This window comes from Pseudomonas sp. UW4 (assembly GCF_000316175.1).
In the GTDB taxonomy this organism is placed as follows: domain Bacteria; phylum Pseudomonadota; class Gammaproteobacteria; order Pseudomonadales; family Pseudomonadaceae; genus Aquipseudomonas; species Aquipseudomonas laurylsulfatiphila.
Map to the genome: position 1 here is coordinate 4,982,575 of NC_019670.1, position 18,248 is coordinate 5,000,822.

An 18,248-nucleotide genomic window follows, 5' to 3' on the forward strand; every position below is an offset into this window, starting at 1 on the left:
AATAAGAGCCGGTCTGCCAGCAATGACAGACCGGTTTTTTTACGCCTGATAGAAAGTAATCGAAGGCTGAAACCTACGCACCGTTTGTTCTAAAAAATTTAGGACAACCTGTCAGATCCGACAGGTTACAGCCGCCATTGTCGCTGATAGTTTGAAGGCACACGGTGCACTCTCTGTCACGGCGGACACTTCCATGGCGAACGAACAACAGGGCTCCCTCGAAATCAACGCCCCCGCCCTCCCCAAAGGCGGCGGTGCCATCCAGAGCATCGGCAAAGGCTGGGGCGGCGTGGGCACCACCGGCGCTGCATCACTGGAGTTACCCCTGCCGATCAGCAAGGCCCCCAACCGCGACCTGGTCCCGGCCCTGGGCCTGGGTTACAGCAGCGACGTCGGCAACAGTCCGTTCGGCATCGGCTGGCGCCTGACCACCAACGCCATCACCCTGCGCACCACCAAGGGCGTGCCGAAGTATGAAGGCAACGATCAGGTGGTCGGCCCCGGCGGTGACGTGTGGATGCCCGAGAGAAGTGACGATGGCCAGATCATTTCCAGATTAGTGAGTGAGTACAACGACGCCAAAAACCTCGGCGAGCACCGCGTCGTGCGATATTGGCCTCGGGTGGAAGGCGGGTTTGATCTGATTGAGCACTGGACCAAAGTCGACGACGAGGACAACCCCGCCGGCTTCTGGCTGATCCATGGCGCCGACGGCAGCCTGCACTGCTACGGCAAAACCGATGCATCACGGCGGGCCGATCCGAATGACAAGTTCCACGTTGGTGTGTGGCTGATCGATGAAAGCCTGAACCTGCGCGGTGAACATGTGGTGTACCTGTACCAGAGGGAAGTCGAAGCACCGGTCGCTCCGCAGTTTCGCGACTACCGCGCCCAGCGTTATCTACGTCGGGTCCTGTACGGCAACGCTCAGGCCAACGCCAACCTGTACGCATGGAAAGCCGATGGCTGGAAAGACGCGGACTGGCACTTTCACCTGCTGTTCGATTACGGCGAACGCAGTGCCGACCTGACGCAAGTGCCGATTTACGATCTGCCTGGAATAGAGCGCGGCGATTGGGGGGCACCGCGTAAGGACCCGTTCTGGAATTACGCCTACGGTTTCGAATTGGGTTCCCGGCGCCTGTGCCGTCAGGTCCTGATGTTTCATCAATTCACCGAAGAGCTGGGTGACGATCCGGTGCTGGTCCAGCGCCTGCTGCTCGAATATCGCCCGAGCGCGCTGGGCTACAACCATCTGACCGCCGCGCACATCCAGGCCTATGACAATCAGGGGCAGATGGAAAGTCGCCCGCCCATGGAGTTTTTCTACAACCCGTTTGACCTCGATCCGCAGCGCGAAGGTTACAGCGAGTTCCCCCAGATGCCGGGGCTCAATGACGGCCAGCGTTATCAACTGGTGGACTTGTATGGCGAAGGCATTCCGGGCGTGCTGATGCGCAGTGACAAGGCATGGTACTACCGCGAACCGCAGCGTGCCGACAGTGGCGGCAATGAAGTGAGCTACGGCGACTGGGCGTTATTGCCCGGCATTCCCGTGGCCGATAGCAGCAAACCGATTCGCCAGTCATTGAGCGACCTGACCGGCGACGGCAAGCTCGACTGGGTGATCGCCCGCCCGGGCATGTCCGGGTTCTTCACCCTCAATCCGGACCGAAGCTGGTCGAACTTCGTGGACTATGATGCGTTCCCCTCGGAGTTTTTTCATTCCGATGCGCAATTGGCTGACCTGGTGGGCCACGGTCTGACGGATCTGGCGTTGATCGGTCCACGCAGCGTGCGCCTGTATTCAAGCCGTCGTGAAATCGGGTTCAGCCAAGGGGCCAACGTCCCTCGGGGCGACAACGATGACTCGCTGCCCCTGTTGAGCAGTAGCCAGACCGAACTGGTGGCTTTCAGCGATCCACTGGGCAGCGCGACACAACACTTGATTCGCATCCGCCACAACGAAGTCAAATGCTGGCCGAATCTGGGGCATGGAAAATTCGGCAAGGGTTTCGTCCTTTGCGAGCTGAAATTCCCATATGCCGAGTTCGATTCGTCGCGGGTGCGGCTGGCGGACCTGGACGGCTCGGGCGCGGTCGACCTGATCTACCTGGAGTCCGACGGTTTCCGGGTCTACATGAATCACGCCGGTGAAGGCTTCGAAGAAAATTATGTAAAAGTGCCATGGCCAAAAGGTGTGCGTTACGACCGCTTCTGCCAGGTGAGCATCGCCGACCTCAACGGACTGGGTTGTTCCAGCCTGATCCTCACAGTGCCCCACATGAAACCCCAGCACTGGCGCTACGATTTCGTCAGCGCCAAACCTTATCTGGTCAATGCCAGTCACAACAACATGGGCGCCGTGACGGGGGTGAGTTACCGCAGTTCGGCGCAGGAATGGCTGAACGAAAAAGCCGAGCTGATCGCCGCTGGCAAAGCCCCGGTTTCGCACCTGCCGTTCGCCATGCACCTGGTCAGCCAGCAGACCCAACTGGATGAAATCACCGGCAACCGACTGACCCAGGGCTTCAGCTATCGCCAGGGTTTCTACGACAGTTTCGAGCGAGAGTTCCGCGGTTTTGGCTTGCTGCTGCAAACCGATACCGAAGCATCGGCGACTGAACGCTCGAGCCCGGGTTTCACCGCGCCGATCCTGAGCAAAACCTGGTTTCACACCGGCCGCGCCATCGACATGCGCGACGACGGTTATTACGCCGGTGACGCAGAGGCAAAGGCGTTGCGCCCGACACTGCTGCACGAGTATCACCTCAGCGATGCGGCGGGACGCGTGATCGCCCCCGATGAAGACCTCGCCCGCGAGATGGCCCGAACCCTCAGCGGCTCGGTGTTGCGTACGGAGGTTTTTGCCGCCGACGATGATCCCGAAACGGCCGTACCCTACAGCGTGCAGGAGAACCGCTTCCTCATTCGCCAATTGCGCCCCAAAGGCAAACATCACCCCTATCCCGTATTGCAGTTACTGGCGTTGGAAAGCATCGCTTACCAGTATGAGCCGCAGGTGGCGGACGACCCGTTGGTCCAGCACACACTCAATCTGCAGTGGGACAAGTTCGGCGGCCTCACCCACGGTATCGTCGTGCACTACGCCCGGCGCAAAACCAACAAGGACAGCCCGCCCTTCGCCGTCAACGCACCTGGCGACGAAAGCGATGAAGACTACGAAAACAGATGGTGGCTGGACGCCCATGACGACGCGCAACAATGCTGGTATCTGACCGAGACCAAGGCCGAGTATTGCCACCTGATAGCCTATGATGGCTGGCGTCTGGGCATTCCTTATCGTCAGCGCAGCAATGCGCTGGTGCTGGAAAAGGACGAACTCAAGCCCTGCAACATCTACCAGGAAAAATTCCTTGAGTTGGCCGATGAGAAAGGCGCCTGGGCAGCCAAAGCGGTGTTGACCGGTTTGGCGCTGCAGCGATATCTGGATCCGGAGAAAGGCGAACTGCTGCCCCCGGACAAACTGATCTTCACCGCCCTGCCCGGCGATCAGGAAACCGCCGAAATGGATGCCACCGCCCTGAGCGCCTTCGACAAGCTCAAGGACGAAAATGGCAACATGCCGTTCAACCTCAAGGAGAAACTCGAATCAGTCGGTTATCACATCATGGAGCTGTTCTTGCCGGTGCGTACTGCCATTGAGCTCGCAGACCCGACCGACGCGAAAAACTACCTGTGGTCAGTGCGTAAAAACTTCCCTGTGTATCACAAACTGGCGGGGTTCTATAACGTCGAAAAATTCCAGCAGACCAAGAGCCACGGCATCACCTCAGTCGCGTATGACAAGCACTGGTGCCTGAGCACCGCCGTCACTCTGCCGGATGGCTGCACCACACGCATCCTCGGTGTCGACTACCGATCGTTCCTGCCAGCCGGCATTCTCGACCCCAATCAAAACACCCAGGAGGCCCGCTACAACGCGTTCGGCGAAGTATTGGTGACCAGCTTCTACGGCACCGAACTGGGCGAGAAGGTCGGTTTTCACTCCCTGCGCAACTACTTGCCTCCCGAAGACCGAAGCCCCGCAGGCGCCATTGCCGACAAGATCAAAGCGATCGGTCATTACGCCACCGCCACCTTCTCCGCCCCCTTCAGTTGGATGGGCAAAGTACCCCCGACCGCTCTCGAGTCCTGGCTGGAATGGGCCCGCGGCGAAGGTTTCATATTGCCCGACGGCCATCTCTGCAGCCGGGCGCGGGTGCATCTCGAGGGGTTGTTGGAAGATCCTACTGCGGACGAGAAACTGCTCCAGCGGTACGTCAATGATGCTCATCGCGAACCCGTGCATGTGCTCACCTTGCAGGCCGACCGCTATCCCGGCGACCCAGAGCTGCAGATCCGCGCGGCCATCGCCTGCTGGGACGGCTTCGGCCGTTCCCTGCAAACCAAGCAGGAAGTCGAACCCGGCCTGGCGTGGTGGGTGGAGGAGAATGACCAACTGACACTCGACAAATACGGCCGGCCCAAGGAAGCAGAGGCCGCCCGGCGCTGGCGGGTCAGCGAGCGGGTCGAGTACAACAACAAGGGCGAAACGGTGCGTATCTATCGGCCTTACTTCGCCAATACGTACCGCTACATCAATGACGAAGCGATACGTGAAGCCGGGTATCACGACCAGCAGTTCTACGACGCCGCCGGCCGGCCGACACACACCGTACTGGCGAAAAAAATGCTGCAGGGCACTCCGCCGCAAGAAAAACCGTTGCGCCGGGAAAAGCGCTATCGCACCTGGTACATCATCGAGTCCGATGAAAACGATAATTTTGATCCGCCCAAAACCGTAGAGGAAACACGACGGGTCAACAGGACACTGCATTGAACCCGGACATTCATCGGCATACGCCCCGGTTAGCGGTTATCGACAACCGGGGCTGCAGGTGCGGTTCCGGATGTAGACATGCACCAAGGCAATTGCGTCGAAAGCCCCATTTCAAACCCAACAAACGTGAGGCAAAGAACATCCGTCTATATGTAGCCGACGCAAGCCCGTAGATCTTCTGCAGCCCTTGTCTCTTCAGGCGGGTTCACCATGCTATCGTGCCCGCCCGACTTTCTACCTGTTTGTGCCAGCATGCTGCCGATTTCCCGTAACGTGCGTTTGTCGCTGTACATCCTGTTGATCATCGCCGGCGCCGCCATCGCCGCGACCCTGGCCATGCGCCACGCCGTGCGCCAGTCAATGGTCGAAGACGCCGCCCGAGCCAATCAGCAACTGGCGCTCTATGCCACGTCGCTGCATACCCTGATCGAACGTTACCGCGCCCTGCCCGCCGTGCTGGCGCTGGATCCGGAGTTGCGCTCGGCACTCAAGGGGACGGTGAGCCCCGGGCAGCAGGATGCGTTGAACCGCAAACTGGAAAAGATCAACGGCGCCGCCGAATCCTCGACCCTGGAATTGCTCGATCGCACCGGTCTGGCCGTGGCGGCGAGCAACTGGCGTTTGCCCAGCAGTTATGTCGGCCACAACTACGGTTTCCGTCCCTATTTCAACCAGACCCGCACCCAGGGCACCGGGCGTTTTTACGCGGTAGGCGTGACCAGCGGGATTCCCGGCTACTTCCTCTCCAGCGCGGTCAGCGATGACGACGGGCAGTTCCTCGGCGCCATGGTGGTGAAACTGGAATTTCCCGAGCTGGAACGCGAGTGGCGCCAGGGCAGCGACACACTGCTGGTCAGCGACGCGCGCGGGATCATCTTCATCGCCAACCAGCCGGGCTGGCGCTATCGCCTGCTCAAGCCGCTCGGCGACAGCGATCACGCCGAACTCAAGGCCACCCGCCAATACGACAAGCAGCCCCTGACGCCGCTGGAGTTTCAATCATTGCGGCGCTTCGACGACAACAGTGACCTCGTCCGGGTCAATGGCCCGGACGGCAAGGCGGACTACCTGTGGGAGTCCCTGCCGCTGACAGCCGAGGGCTGGACCCTGCATCTGCTGCGGCGCCCGCAAGTCGCCTTCGAAGACAGCCGCAATGCCGCCCTCGCTGCTGCCGGCTTGTGGCTGACCCTGGTGTTCCTGCTGCTGTTTCTCAATCAGCGCTGGCGTCTGGCCAGACTGCGTCAGCGCAGTCGCGAAGAACTCGAACGACTGGTAGAAGAACGCACCCGCGACCTGCGCACCGCCCAGGAGGGCCTGGTGCAGTCGGCCAAACTCGCGGCGCTGGGGCAGATGTCCGCTGCCCTGGCCCATGAGATCAACCAGCCGCTCACCGCCCAGCGCATGCAGTTGGCGACCTTGCGCCTGCTGCTCGACCACGGCCGGGTCGACGACGCCTACAAAGCGCTCAAACCGGTGGATGAAATGCTCACGCGCATGGCCGCCCTCACCGGCCACCTGAAAACCTTCGCCCGCAAAAGCCCCAGCGGTTTGCGCGAACGCCTGGACCTGGCGACGGTGGTGGACCAGTCGCTGCAACTGCTCGACACCCGGCTGCGCGACGAACAGGTCAGCACTGTGTTGCACCTGACCCGCCCGGCCTGGGTGCGCGGCGATGCGATTCGCCTGGAACAGGTGCTGATCAACCTGCTGCGCAACGCCCTCGATGCGATGCAGGACAAACCCTGCAAACGCCTGGAAATCCGCCTCGAAGCCGACGAACAATTGTGGCGCCTGAGCGTGATCGACAACGGTGGCGGTATCGCCGAAGAGAACCTGTCCAAGGTGTTCGATCCGTTCTTCACCACCAAACCGGTGGGCGATGGCCTGGGCATCGGTTTGGCCGTATCGTTTGCCATCGTTCACGAATCCGGCGGGCGCCTGACTGCCGACAATCATGACAAAGGTGCCGTGTTTACCCTGACCTTGCCCATCGACCAGGAGGTGCATGAACCATGCTGAACTCAGTGATGGTGGTGGACGACGAAAGCAGCATCCGCAGTGCCGTCGAGCAATGGTTGAGCCTGTCGGGTTTCGAGGTGCAGCTGTTCAGCCGCGCCGACGAGTGTCTGGCGCAGCTACCGAAGCATTTTGCCGGGGTGATTCTCAGCGATGTGCGCATGCCCGGCATGACCGGCCTGGAACTGTTGGCCGAGGTGCAACGCCGGGATGCCGATTTGCCGGTGATCCTGTTGACCGGCCACGGCGACGTACCGATGGCCGTCGAGGCCATGCGCGACGGCGCCTACGATTTCCTCGAAAAGCCCTTCAGCCCGGAAACCCTGCTCGGCAGCCTGCGCCGCGCCCTCGACAAGCGCCGGCTGGTGCTGGAAAACCGCGCACTGCACGAGCAGGCGGACAACCGCGCCAAACTCGATGCCACGCTGCTCGGCGTGTCCCGTGGCTTGCAGACCCTGCGCCGGCAGGTGCTGGACCTGGCAGCCCTGCCGGTCAACGTGCTGATTCGCGGGGAAACCGGTAGCGGCAAGGAGCTGGTCGCACGCTGCCTGCATGACTTCGGGTCGCGAGCCGACAAGCCCTTTGTCGCACTCAATTGCGCGGCCATCCCCGAGCAACTGTTCGAGGCCGAACTGTTCGGTCACGAGAGCGGTGCGTTCACCGGGGCGTCCGGCAAGCGCATCGGCAAACTCGAATACGCCGACGGTGGCACGCTGTTTCTCGATGAAATCGAAAGCATGCCGCTGGCCCAGCAGGTGAAATTGCTGCGGGTGCTGCAAGAGCAGAAGCTTGAGCGACTGGGTTCGAACCAGAGCATTCGCGTGGATTTGCGCATCATTGCCGCGACCAAACCGGACCTGCTCGACGAAGCGCGGGCCGGACGTTTTCGCGAAGACCTGGCCTATCGCTTGAACGTCGCTGAACTGCGCCTACCGCCCTTGCGCGAACGCCGTGAAGACATCCCGCTGCTGTTCGAATCCTTTGCCCAAAACGCCGCCGAACGGCTGGGGCGTAAATTTCCACCGTTGAGCGGTGCGCAGTTGAGTCACCTGCTGAGCCACGACTGGCCGGGCAATGTGCGCGAACTGGCGAATGTCGCCGAACGCCAGGTACTGGGGCTCGGTGAGCCGGAGCCATTGGGCATCGAGCCCGGCCAGTCACTGGCGGCGCAGCAGGAAGCGTTCGAAGCGCAATGCCTGCGCGCCGCGTTGACCCGGCACAAGGGTGACGTCAAGGCGGTGCTTGAAGAACTGCAACTGCCGCGGCGGACCTTCAATGAAAAGATGCAGCGGCATGGGTTGAGCAGAGAGATGTTCCTGTAGCGTCTGAACTGGCCCTTTCGCGAGCAGGCTCGCTCCCACATTGGTGTTGTGTACACCGATCCCTTGTGGGAGCGAGCCTGAACTGGTCAACTAATTTTGGACACCAGTTACGGTTTCATGCCGCCAGTTTCTCCATAGCTACCGGCGACCGGTAGCCGTTGTAGCTATGGAGCCTGACGTTGTTGTAACGCATCACATAACGCTGCACATCCACCCGCGCCTCATGTTCCGAGCGGTAGCCATCTTCTGGTACCCACTCTGACTTGAGGCTTCCAAAGAAACGCTCCATCGGAGCGTTGTCCCAGCACTCACCTTTGCGACTCATGCTTTGCAGGAGGCCATGTTTGCGCATTTCTTTCCTGAATTTATGACTGGTGTATTGGCAGCCCTGGTCAGAGTGAAACAGCACCTCTTTTGGCCGGCCTCGCAGGTCGACCGCCATCCGCAACGCTTCGCAGGTCAGCGTGGCATCGGAAATCATCGAAAACGACCAGCCCACGATCCTGCGGGCAAACAGATCCAGCACCGCCGCGAAATACATCCAGCGCGTGCCGACTTTGATGTAGGTCACATCGCCGCACCACACTTGGTTAACCGCAGTGACATCAAACTTGCGCTTGAGCACATGCGGCGCCACCAGCGCCTCAACGCCGGAAGATTTGTACTTGTGCCGCCGCCGTTGATGGCTGGCAACACCGGCTTCGCGCATCAAGCTGCGAGCCATATGTCGCCCGACACGATGCCCCTTGGCTTGCAGTTCCTTGGACAGGGTGCGAGACCCTGCGGACGCTCTGGATTCCTTGTGATGCTTGACCAGCACGGCCTTAAGTTTCTCCCGCTCAGGATTCACCTTGCCCTGACGCTGACGCCAGGCGTAAAAGCTGCTGCGGGTGACTCCAAACGCCCGACAGCAATTGTTAACGCCGTACTGCTCGTCCAGCTCATTGATCAGCGAGAATGATCTTTGGAGTCCAAAAGCAGGAGAGCACTGGCCTTTTTTTAGGATTTCAATGTCCAGGTCTTTTTGCCTGAGCAACGCTTTGAGCTGCTGAATCTCCCGCTGATCGGCGGTGATTGCCTTGGCCCCCACCGGGGTCGAACCCAAGCGTTCTTTGCGAACCTGGTCGACCCAACGGCGCAAGGCCGTAGGGCCAATATCCAAACTGGCACAAACATCGGGAACTGACTGGCCCTCGTCCAGCACCATGCTGGCGGCCTTGAGTTTGAACTCACTGGAATAAGATTTACGCATATCCAAACACCTCAGATTTGGGCGCCATCATAGCGCCCGATTGAAGTGTCCAAAATCATTAGGCCAGTTCAGCCTGCTCGCGAAGAGGCCGGTACAAACACAGCATTTTTTACGAGCAGATGAGCAGTTTTCCGCTCACACCAAATTTCCCATGAGCGGATTTCCGCTCACCAAAACCCCGCCCCCCCTCTAGACCGGCCCTCTCCCCCTTGGCACAGCTCCTGCTATAGCCCCTGCAGGCTGCGTTTAAACGCGCTCCACAAAAACAATTAAACGAAGGATCCTTCAATGGATAACTCCAACTCCCTGCCGCTTGGGTCGGCTGTCGCGCCGGCCAAAGCAAGAACCACGTCCAGCCGCATCAAATCGATCTTCAGCGGTTCCGTCGGCAACATGGTCGAGTGGTATGACTGGTACGTCTACGCCGCCTTCTCCCTGTACTTCGCCAAGACCTTCTTCCCCAAGGGTGACACCACCGCCCAACTGCTCAACACCGCCGCGATCTTCGCCGTGGGCTTCCTGATGCGTCCGATCGGTGGCTGGCTGATGGGGCTGTATGCCGACAAGGTCGGGCGCAAAAAGGCCCTGATGGCCTCGGTGTACCTGATGTGCTTCGGTTCGCTGCTGATCGCCCTGAGCCCGAGTTATGAAGTCATCGGCATCGGTGCGCCGATCCTGCTGGTGTTCGCGCGCTTGCTGCAAGGCCTGTCGGTGGGTGGCGAATACGGCACCTCCGCCACTTACCTCAGCGAAATGGCCACCAAGGAACGTCGCGGCTTCTACTCCAGCTTCCAGTACGTGACCCTGATCTCCGGCCAGCTCATCGCCCTGGCGGTGTTGATCGTGCTGCAACAACTGCTGACCACCGAAGAGCTCTACGCCTGGGGCTGGCGCATCCCGTTCGCCATCGGCGCGCTGTGTGCCGTGGTGGCGTTGTACCTGCGTCGCGGCATGGAAGAGACCGAGTCCTTCACCAAGAAAGAAAAAGCCAAGGAAAGCGCGATGCGCACCTTGATGCGTCACCCCAAGGAACTGATGACCGTGGTCGGCCTGACCATGGGCGGTACCCTGGCGTTCTACACCTACACCACGTACATGCAGAAATACCTGGTGAACACCGTCGGCATGAGCATTTCCGACTCCACCACCATTTCCGCCGCCACGCTGTTCCTGTTCATGTGCCTGCAACCGATTGTCGGCGGGCTGTCGGATAAAATCGGTCGCCGGCCGATCCTGATTGCCTTCGGCATCCTGGGCACCCTGTTCACCGTGCCGATCCTCACCACCCTGCACACCATCACGACCTGGTGGGGCGCGTTCTTCCTGATCATGGCGGCGCTGATCATCGTCAGCGGCTACACCTCGATCAACGCCGTGGTGAAAGCCGAACTGTTCCCGACCGAAATCCGCGCCCTGGGCGTGGGCCTGCCGTATGCACTGACCGTTTCGATCTTCGGCGGCACCGCTGAATACATCGCACTGTGGTTCAAGAGCATCGGCATGGAGACGGGTTACTACTGGTACGTGACCGCCTGTATTGCCGTGTCGTTGCTGGTGTACATCACCATGAAAGACACCCGCAAACATTCGCGGATCGTCACTGACTGACAGACGTCAGGCAGTTACCGCAAGGGTGACTGCCAAGCCCCTTCGCGAGCAGGCTCGCTCCCACAGGTTGACCGCGTACCCTCGGAGGAATGCGGTCCAATGTGGGAGCGAGCTTGCTCCTACAGGGGGAAGGTCGGACTGGAAATCCGCGGCGCGTGCTTGCACCATGCACGTCTCCCCGCAAGCTCTGGAAACTCTCCCCAATGCCCGACGACATCCACTTCTACGAACCCGCCAACGGCCACGGCCTGCCCCACGATCCGTTCAACGCCATCGTCGGCCCGCGTCCCATCGGCTGGATCTCTTCACAGGATGCCGAGGGCCGCTTGAACCTGGCGCCCTACAGCTTCTTCAACGCCTTCAACTACATTCCGCCGATCATTGGTTTTTCCAGTGTCGGACGCAAAGACAGCCTGAACAACATCGAACAGACCGGCGAGTTCGCCTGGAACCTGGCCACACGGCCGCTGGCCGAGCAGATGAACCAGAGCTGCGCGATGGTCGGGCCTGAGGTCAACGAGTTCGAACTGGCCGGCCTGACGACCGTTGCCTCGAAAGTCATTCAGGTGCCACGGGTGGCCGAAAGCCCGGTGTCCTTCGAGTGCAAGGTCACGCAGATCATCCAATTGCAGCGAGCGGACGGCAATGTGGTGCCGAGCTGGCTGATCCTCGGTGAAGTGGTCGCCGTGCATATCGCCAAATGGCTGTTGAAGGATGGGGTATACGACACCGCCGCGGCAGAACCGATTCTGCGCGGCGGCGGGCCGGCGGATTATTTCCAGCTGGGGCCTGAGGCGTTGTTCAAGATGTACCGCCCGGAGGCGGTGAAGTGATCACCAGAGCAGGTCGGCGTCTTCTTTGACGTCCTTGAGGTGGGTCAGCTCTTTGGCCGCTGCCAGGTCGGCGTCATGGGCGGTCTTGAAGATCTGGCCTTCCAGCACTTTGTGAAAACGCGGAGCGCCGGAACCACCCAGCGCCTTGACGGCGATAGCGGCGTGGTAACCACCCTCGCCCGGTACTACAGCGGAAACAGCTTCGAAGTGATCAAAGGCTTTACGTGCCATGTCGCGCATCCTGGCTGATTGAGAATGCCGTCATTAAACCCTCAACCGGCCAGTTTGTGTACCTCCAGTGCGGACTGTCCCAGGGCCTGCGCCGCCGAGACATCCTTGAAGGTGTGGAAATCCAGACTGTTGACCACCAGTTCCTGCACCAGCTCGGCAAAAATCTCCATCGCCGGCGTGTTGAAGTAGGCGGTCATGGCCTGTTGATCACTCCAGAAACCGGACACCAGCCACAACTCCGGATCGCATTGCGAATGCTGCAAGCTAAAGCTCAGGCAGCCTGGCGCTGCGCGGGACGGTTCGATCAGGGCGCTGAGACGCACACCGAGTTCCGCAGAGCGCCCGGCGCGCGCTCGAACGAAGGCCATATGACTGACGGGGATTTGCGTGGACATGTTCAACCCTCCCGGGGAGTCGCGTGGCAGCCGGGGGACGGGCTGCGACAGGATCAAAGGTTAAGGGCCGCGACGCCTGTCTCGTTAGTCGATTCCTGCCGGTGCGTTGCACAATCCTGCGAAACTGCATGACAAGCCTGTAACAAGCTGTAAAACCCTGTCACGGTTCTGCCCTACGAGTTTCAAGCAAGTTCTTGCGGCACAAGGCTCTAGTGGCTACACCGCCAGTCACCACCATGCAGAATCAGGCAAGCATCCGGCAGGATGTGTCTACCGCTGCCACTTGCACAAACTTATGCTCTGCTCCATTCCCTCCATGCCTGCCGAGGATGCCGCGCATGACGTCGCTCGATCACTTTCAAGCCCCGCTGGACACCGACATGGAAAAGCAGCGCGCGGAACTGGCGGCGATCATCCGCCGCAACACCGCCGAAGATGGCAGTTATGCCACGGCCATCGGCTCGCTGTTCATGTCCCGCCACAGCCAGTCCCATGAGTTTGCCCCGGTGCTCGCGCAACCGGCACTGTGCATCATGGCCCAGGGGCGCAAGGAAGTTCAGTTGGCCAACGAATACTTCAACTACGACCCGTTGAACTACCTGGTGGTCTCGGTCTCGATGCCGCTCAGTGGACGGGTGGTGGATGTCTCGGCCGAGGAGCCGATCCTGGCCCTGCGCCTGGACATCGATCCGGCGGAAATCACCGCGCTGATCGCCGACGCCGGCCCCCTCGGCGTGCCCACCCGGCCGACCGGGCGCGGGCTGTATGTCGAGCGGCTCGACACGGCCATGCTGGATGCCGTACTGCGCCTGGCAAGGCTACTGGACACGCCGAAAGACATCGCCATGCTCGCGCCGCTGATTCGCCGGGAGATCCTCTATCGACTGCTGCGCAGCAAACAGGGACATCGGCTGTACGAAATCGCCATCGCCAACAGTCAGAGCCATCGCGTCAGCCAGGCGATCAAATGGCTCAATGGCAACTTTGAACAGCCGTTGCGCATCGATGATCTGGCGAAGGAAGTGAACCTGAGCGTATCGACCCTGCATCACCGCTTCAAGGCGATGACGGCGATGAGTCCGTTGCAGTATCAGAAGCAGTTGCGCCTGCAGGAAGCGCGGCGGTTGATGCTGGCCGAAGGGCTGGAGGCTTCGGCGGCGGGGTATCGCGTCGGGTATGAAAGCCCTTCGCAGTTCAGCCGGGAGTACAGCCGGTTGTTCGGGGCACCGCCGTTGCGGGATCTGGCACGGTTGCGGTTGTCAGTCTGAACTTGTTTCTTTGCAAGCAGTACTGGCCTCATCGCGAGCAAGCTCGCTCCCACAGGGTCCAGCGTACACCGTCCAATGTGGGAGCGAGCTTGCTCGCGATGAGGCCAGTACAAACAGCATCAAACCGGGATCAGGCCCCAAGTACCCGGCAAGCCTCAGCCGGCAAGGTCACCGACACCGGATGACCGACGCTCAGGCCAAAGCCCTGGCACGGCGTGCTCAGCGCGGTAAACGACACCCCGGAACACTCAACCGTGGTCTCGATGGTCGCGCCGATATCGCGCACGAAGGTCACCTTGCCCAGCAAGCGGTTGCCCGCCGTCGCCTGAGGCGCCGACAGTTGCAGGTCTTCCGGACGAATCAGCATCTTCACCTTTTCCCCTGCCACAATGCTCTTGCAGATCGGCACTTGCAGCGCATCGCCACCCGGCAGGCTGACCTTGCCGTCACCCAGCGCCGTGGCCGGGAAGATGTTGCCCGAACCGATGAAGTCCGCGACGAACTCGTTGGCCGGGTGCCGGTAGATTTCAATCGGCGTGCCGACCTGCTGCACCCGGTGTTCACCCAGCACGACCACGATATCGGCCATGGTCATGGCTTCACGCTGGTCGTGGGTCACCATGATGGTGGTGATGTTCAGGCGCTGTTGCAGTTGACGGATTTCCACCTGCATCGATTCGCGCAGCTTGGCGTCCAGCGCCGACAACGGTTCGTCGAGCAGGAGGATTTTCGGGTGGTTGGCAATCGCCCGGGCAATCGCCACGCGCTGGCGTTGCCCGCCGGAGAGCTTGGCCACCGGACGATCGATCATCGGTTGCAACTGGATCAGTTCCAGCAACTCCACCACCCGCGCCTGCTGGTCGGCCTTGCTGACTCCGCGCAGTTTCAGCGGATAGGCGATGTTCTCACCCACGGTCATGTGCGGGAACAGCGCCAGGGACTGGAACACCATGCCGAAGTTGCGCAGGTGGGCCGGGGTGTGGCCGATGTCTTCACCGTCCAGGCGGATCTCGCCGCCGGTCAGGGTTTCAAGGCCGGCAATCATGCGCAGCAGCGTGGTTTTGCCACAGCCCGAAGGGCCGAGGAAACACACCAGTTTGCCCTCGGGCAAATGCAGGTTCACATCGGTTACCGCGCAGGCCGAGCCGTAATGTTTCTCGACGTTTTCCAGAATCAGACCAGACATTTGAAGTACCTCAAGAAATCAGAACGAAACGCCACCTTCACCAACCAGCTTCTCCAGCGCCCAGATCAGGACGAAGTCGATCAGCACGATCAGCACGGCAAACGAAAATACGGTTGGGTCGAGTGAAGACACGGTGCGGCTGTACATCCAGATCGGCACGGTCATCACATCAATGGTGTAGAGGAAGTAAGTCACGGTGAATTCGTTGAACGAGACGATGAACGCCAGCAGCATGCCCGCCAGGATTCCCGACTTCATCAACGGCACCACCACATCGACAATCGCCCGCAGCGGTGAAGCACCGAGCATCTGCGCGGCCTCCTCGACTTCGCTGCCGATGGAGAGCATCGCCGCCGTGCAGTTCTTCACCACGAACGGCAGCGCCAGGATCACGTGGGCAATCACCAGACGAGAGGTGGTCATATGGAACGGCAGGCTGTCGAACACCAGCAGCAATGCCAGACCCAACACCACCATCGGGAACACCAGCGGCAACGACATCAGTTGCAAGGCCACGGCCTTGCCGCGGAACTCGCAACGGGTCAGCGCGTAGGCCGCCGGCACTGCGATGATCGTGGCGAAAATCATGGTCAGGCACGACACCAGCAGGCTGGTGCTCATGGCCTGGCCGAGGCTCAGCACGTCGCTGGCGTCCGGCGACACGAAGGTGTGCCAGGCGGCCTTGTACCATTGCAGGCTGTAGCTGCTCGGCGGGAAGTCGAGGTTCGACGCGCCGCTGAACGACATGACGATCATGGTCAGGATCGGCAGCACCGCCAGCAGCAGGATGAAGCCCGAAAGGATGCCGGCGAACTTGCCGGTCTCGCCGGGCAACAGCCCATAACGTTTCTTGGTCAGGGTGCTCATTGGGAAGCCTCCAGCATGCGCCGACGACGGCCAGTGATGTATTCGGACAAGGTCATGATCGCGAGGGTGGTGACGATCAGCACCACGCCGGCAGCGGATGCGGCGGGCCAGTTCATCAACGGGGCAATCTGGTCATGCACCATCACCGCCAGCATCGGCACGCGCCGGCCACCGAGCAGCAAGGGCACCACGAAACTGCTGGCGTTGTAGGCGAACACCAGGGTCGCACCGGTAATGATCCCCGGCAGACTCATCGGCAACACCACCTGGCGGAACACCTGGAAGCGACTGGCGCCGAGGGTGGCAGCGGCTTCTTCGTAGCTGCGGGCGACGCCGCGCATGGCGCTGGCGATCGGCAACACGGCCAGCGGGAAGGCGGTTTGCACCAGGCCCATCAACACGCCGTTCTGGTTATACAACAGCATGATCGGGCGCTTGATCAGGCCCAGGCCCATCAAGGCCTGGTTAAGCATGCCGCCTGGACCGAGGATCACCAGCCAGCCGTAGCTTTGCAGCAGCAGGTTGACCAGCAACGGCAGCAACACCGCAGCCAGGAAGATCCGTCGCACGAACGGCGAGGTCAGGCGCGACATGGTGTAGGCCACCGGGATCGCCAGGATCACTGCGATCACCGCGCTGATCAGCGCCAGGCGCAGGGTCAGCATCAGGGATTTGAGGTAATAGGGTTCCAGCAACTGGGCGTAGCTGGCCAGGCTGAACCCGGACCATTCCGCGCCTTTGGTGCCCACGCTCATGCGCAGTACCAAGAGGCTGGCGGCAATCAGTACGCCAAGAAACAGCATCGACGGCGTGAGGAAAAACCAGGCGCGCGTCGTTGGCGAAACACCCCGAGCGGCGCGCATGGGAGCGGCACTCACCGGATGGGTCAGAGGTTGGTGTTCCATAGCAAAGGGTCTCGTCAATGGAAAGCAGCTGACAAACACAAGACTCGAAATCACTTCGTCCCCTGTGGGAGCGAGCTTGCTCGCGATAGCGGTGTATCAGTCGACATCAATGTTGAATGACAGTCAGCAATCGCGAGCAAGCTCGCTCCCACAGGGATCTTCAGTGTTTGAGGATCCTGTGTAGGTCACTCGATCAGGAAGAAAAGATTTCCGTGTAACGACGAATCCATTGGTCATGCACAGTCGCCAGGAAGGCGTTGTCGTGCATGATCGCCTTCTCGGCAATCTGCTCCGGCGTGAGGATGTACGGGCTCTTGCGCGCTTCGGCGGAGATGATCGCCTTGGCGTTGACCGGACCGTTGTAGATGTCTTCAGCCATCTTGCCCTGCACCAGTGGGTCCAGGGAGTGGTTGATGAAGGCATAGGCCATGTCGGTATCGCCCGGACGGTTCTTCGGCATCACCGAGAGCATCAGGTCGGTGTAGAAACCTTCCTTCATGCCAAAGGTCGCGCCCAGACCGTAGTTCGGATCGCGGATCTGTTTCGGGAAGAACGCCGGTGCGTACAGGCCGCCCATGTCCAGGGAACCGGTGCGGAACAGCTCGGCGATCTGGTTCGGGTTTTCACCCAGGGTCACCACACGATCTTTCAGCTCGGCGAGTTTCTTGAAGCCAGGTTCGATGTTGTGCTCGTCACCACCGGCCAGTTTGGCGGCAATGATGATCAGGTCCATGGCCTCGGTCCAGTTCGGCGGCGGGAGGAAGATGTTCGGCGCCGCGTCGGCATCCCACAGGGAGGCGTAGCTGGTCGGGGCTTCTTTCTGGGTGCGGGTGCTGTAGACCAGACTGTTGCACCACAGCAGGTAACCGATACCGTGGCCATTGGCGCCGGTGCGGTATTTCTCCGGTACATCGACCAGGTTGGGAATGCGGTTGAGGTCGGGTTTTTCCAGCAGGTTGGCGGCGGCCAGACCTTCGGCGCCAACCCCTGCCAGGGTGATGATGTCGTACTGCGGACGATCACCGCCGGCCTTGAGTTTGGCGACCATTTCCGAGGTACTGCCGGTGCGGTCAGCGATGACCTTGCAGCCGTACTTGTCTTCGAACGTCGCGGCGATGTTGCGCAGTGCAGCCAGGCCGGTGTCATCGGACCAGGTCAGCAAACGCAGGGTCTTGCCGGCAAAGCGTGTGTCGCTGGCATTGGCCTTGATGAACGGCATGCTCATGGCTGCCGCTGCAACCGAGGCTACGCCCACGGTCTTGATGAATTGACGTCTGTTCAGATCATGCTCGCCCATTACGGACTCCCTTTGTTTTTGTAGGTATAAGGCAGGTCGAAACTGTTGCATCCGCGCGACTGGGTAGCGTTAACCCCTCTGTTTTCGGGGGTTTGGCTGAACCAGTGAGTTCATCCTGAGGTCGCGTAAAACACCTGACTATCGATAAAAATTCATTGAAGCCATGACGCCAGCGCATGCCTGCTTTCGGGGCACGCGGATGGCTTTTCTGTAGGAGCGAGCCTG

13 protein-coding genes and 1 pseudogene are annotated in these 18,248 nt (G+C 60.5%); 7 read left to right on the forward strand and 7 right to left on the reverse strand.

The genetic code is table 11. The features are described from left to right. Nucleotides 1-193: 193 nt before the first annotated feature. The 3 genes from PPUTUW4_RS22025 (at nt 194) to PPUTUW4_RS22035 (ending at nt 8,181) form a co-directional block, all read left to right on the forward strand. Nucleotides 194-4,843: a SpvB/TcaC N-terminal domain-containing protein gene (locus tag PPUTUW4_RS22025; RefSeq protein ID WP_015096635.1), complete on the forward strand. Its 4,650-nt coding sequence runs from the start codon at nt 194-196 to the stop codon at nt 4,841-4,843. A gap of 252 nt (nt 4,844-5,095) precedes the next feature. Continuing rightward, nucleotides 5,096-6,862, forward strand: coding sequence for an ATP-binding protein (locus PPUTUW4_RS22030; RefSeq protein ID WP_015096636.1), 1,767 nt, complete (start codon nt 5,096-5,098; stop codon nt 6,860-6,862). Next, nucleotides 6,856-8,181, forward strand: coding sequence for a sigma-54 dependent transcriptional regulator (locus tag PPUTUW4_RS22035; protein WP_015096637.1), 1,326 nt, complete (start codon nt 6,856-6,858; stop codon nt 8,179-8,181). The genes PPUTUW4_RS22030 and PPUTUW4_RS22035 overlap by 7 nt, the downstream gene beginning before the upstream one ends. 115 nt (nt 8,182-8,296) lie before the next feature. On the opposite strand, the gene PPUTUW4_RS22040 is transcribed toward PPUTUW4_RS22035, so the two are convergent. After that, a complete protein-coding gene (locus tag PPUTUW4_RS22040; protein ID WP_015092973.1) occupies nt 8,297-9,433 on the reverse strand; it encodes an IS3 family transposase in 1,137 nt (378 codons plus the stop codon). Between the two features lie 288 nt (nt 9,434-9,721). On the opposite strand from PPUTUW4_RS22040, the gene PPUTUW4_RS22045 reads away from it, so the two are divergent. Both PPUTUW4_RS22045 and PPUTUW4_RS22050 read left to right on the forward strand, forming a co-directional pair. Further along, nucleotides 9,722-11,041, forward strand: a complete 1,320-nt coding sequence (locus PPUTUW4_RS22045; RefSeq protein ID WP_015096638.1) for an MFS transporter — start codon at nt 9,722-9,724, stop codon at nt 11,039-11,041. 203 nt (nt 11,042-11,244) lie between these two features. Further along, nucleotides 11,245-11,874 carry a flavin reductase family protein gene (locus tag PPUTUW4_RS22050; protein ID WP_015096639.1) on the forward strand — a complete coding sequence of 210 codons (630 nt, stop codon included), beginning with the start codon at nt 11,245-11,247 and terminating at the stop codon, nt 11,872-11,874. On the opposite strand, the gene PPUTUW4_RS22055 is transcribed toward PPUTUW4_RS22050, so the two are convergent. Together PPUTUW4_RS22055 and PPUTUW4_RS22060 are read right to left on the reverse strand one after the other, a co-directional pair. After that, nucleotides 11,875-12,105 (reverse strand): hypothetical protein, encoded by a 231-nt coding sequence (locus PPUTUW4_RS22055; protein WP_015096640.1) that lies wholly within the window; start codon nt 12,103-12,105, stop codon nt 11,875-11,877. It lies immediately after the preceding gene. Nucleotides 12,106-12,146: 41 nt separating this feature from the next. After that, nucleotides 12,147-12,500, reverse strand: a complete 354-nt coding sequence (locus tag PPUTUW4_RS22060; protein WP_015096641.1) for an antibiotic biosynthesis monooxygenase family protein — start codon at nt 12,498-12,500, stop codon at nt 12,147-12,149. A gap of 338 nt (nt 12,501-12,838) precedes the next feature. Between PPUTUW4_RS22060 and PPUTUW4_RS22065 the strand changes: the two genes are divergently transcribed. Beyond that, nucleotides 12,839-13,768 (forward strand): AraC family transcriptional regulator, encoded by a 930-nt coding sequence (locus tag PPUTUW4_RS22065; protein WP_015096642.1) that lies wholly within the window; start codon nt 12,839-12,841, stop codon nt 13,766-13,768. A gap of 130 nt (nt 13,769-13,898) precedes the next feature. Here PPUTUW4_RS22065 and PPUTUW4_RS22070 read toward each other — a convergent pair whose 3' ends face one another. The 3 genes from PPUTUW4_RS22070 to PPUTUW4_RS22080 are packed head-to-tail and all read right to left on the reverse strand — an operon-like array spanning nt 13,899 to nt 16,726. Next, a complete protein-coding gene (locus PPUTUW4_RS22070; protein WP_015096643.1) occupies nt 13,899-14,954 on the reverse strand; it encodes an ABC transporter ATP-binding protein in 1,056 nt (351 codons plus the stop codon). An 18-nt stretch (nt 14,955-14,972) separates the two neighbouring features. Continuing rightward, a complete protein-coding gene (locus PPUTUW4_RS22075) occupies nt 14,973-15,821 on the reverse strand; it encodes an ABC transporter permease (RefSeq protein ID WP_007978496.1) in 849 nt (282 codons plus the stop codon). Beyond that, nucleotides 15,818-16,726: an ABC transporter permease gene (locus tag PPUTUW4_RS22080; RefSeq protein ID WP_015096644.1), complete on the reverse strand. Its 909-nt coding sequence runs from the start codon at nt 16,724-16,726 to the stop codon at nt 15,818-15,820. Before PPUTUW4_RS22080 ends, PPUTUW4_RS22075 begins: the two co-directional genes overlap by 4 nt. A 28-nt stretch (nt 16,727-16,754) precedes the next feature. Here PPUTUW4_RS22080 and PPUTUW4_RS30420 point away from each other — a divergent pair. Next, nucleotides 16,755-16,880: pseudogene (locus PPUTUW4_RS30420) on the forward strand (metal ABC transporter ATP-binding protein); the annotation flags it as partial. A gap of 39 nt (nt 16,881-16,919) precedes the next feature. On the opposite strand, the gene PPUTUW4_RS22085 reads toward PPUTUW4_RS30420, so the two are convergent. After that, nucleotides 16,920-18,023, reverse strand: a complete 1,104-nt coding sequence (locus tag PPUTUW4_RS22085) for an extracellular solute-binding protein (protein ID WP_007978499.1) — start codon at nt 18,021-18,023, stop codon at nt 16,920-16,922. Nucleotides 18,024-18,248 lie beyond the last annotated feature (225 nt).

Bases quoted from the DNA above. Each gene is read 5' to 3' on its own strand.
- PPUTUW4_RS22075 (WP_007978496.1), bottom strand. From the start codon at position 15,821: ATGAGCACCCTGACCAAGAAACGTTATGGGCTGTTGCCCGGCGAGACC.
- PPUTUW4_RS22025 (WP_015096635.1), top strand. From the start codon at position 194: ATGGCGAACGAACAACAGGGCTCCCTCGAAATCAACGCCCCCGCCCTC.
- PPUTUW4_RS22045 (WP_015096638.1), top strand. From the start codon at position 9,722: ATGGATAACTCCAACTCCCTGCCGCTTGGGTCGGCTGTCGCGCCGGCC.
- PPUTUW4_RS22040 (WP_015092973.1), bottom strand. From the start codon at position 9,433: ATGCGTAAATCTTATTCCAGTGAGTTCAAACTCAAGGCCGCCAGCATG.
- PPUTUW4_RS22060 (WP_015096641.1), bottom strand. From the start codon at position 12,500: ATGTCCACGCAAATCCCCGTCAGTCATATGGCCTTCGTTCGAGCGCGC.
- PPUTUW4_RS22085 (WP_007978499.1), bottom strand. From the start codon at position 18,023: ATGGGCGAGCATGATCTGAACAGACGTCAATTCATCAAGACCGTGGGC.
- PPUTUW4_RS22050 (WP_015096639.1), top strand. From the start codon at position 11,245: ATGCCCGACGACATCCACTTCTACGAACCCGCCAACGGCCACGGCCTG.
- PPUTUW4_RS22080 (WP_015096644.1), bottom strand. From the start codon at position 16,726: ATGGAACACCAACCTCTGACCCATCCGGTGAGTGCCGCTCCCATGCGC.
- PPUTUW4_RS22065 (WP_015096642.1), top strand. From the start codon at position 12,839: ATGACGTCGCTCGATCACTTTCAAGCCCCGCTGGACACCGACATGGAA.
- PPUTUW4_RS22030 (WP_015096636.1), top strand. From the start codon at position 5,096: ATGCTGCCGATTTCCCGTAACGTGCGTTTGTCGCTGTACATCCTGTTG.
- PPUTUW4_RS22035 (WP_015096637.1), top strand. From the start codon at position 6,856: ATGCTGAACTCAGTGATGGTGGTGGACGACGAAAGCAGCATCCGCAGT.
- PPUTUW4_RS22070 (WP_015096643.1), bottom strand. From the start codon at position 14,954: ATGTCTGGTCTGATTCTGGAAAACGTCGAGAAACATTACGGCTCGGCC.
- PPUTUW4_RS22055 (WP_015096640.1), bottom strand. From the start codon at position 12,105: ATGGCACGTAAAGCCTTTGATCACTTCGAAGCTGTTTCCGCTGTAGTA.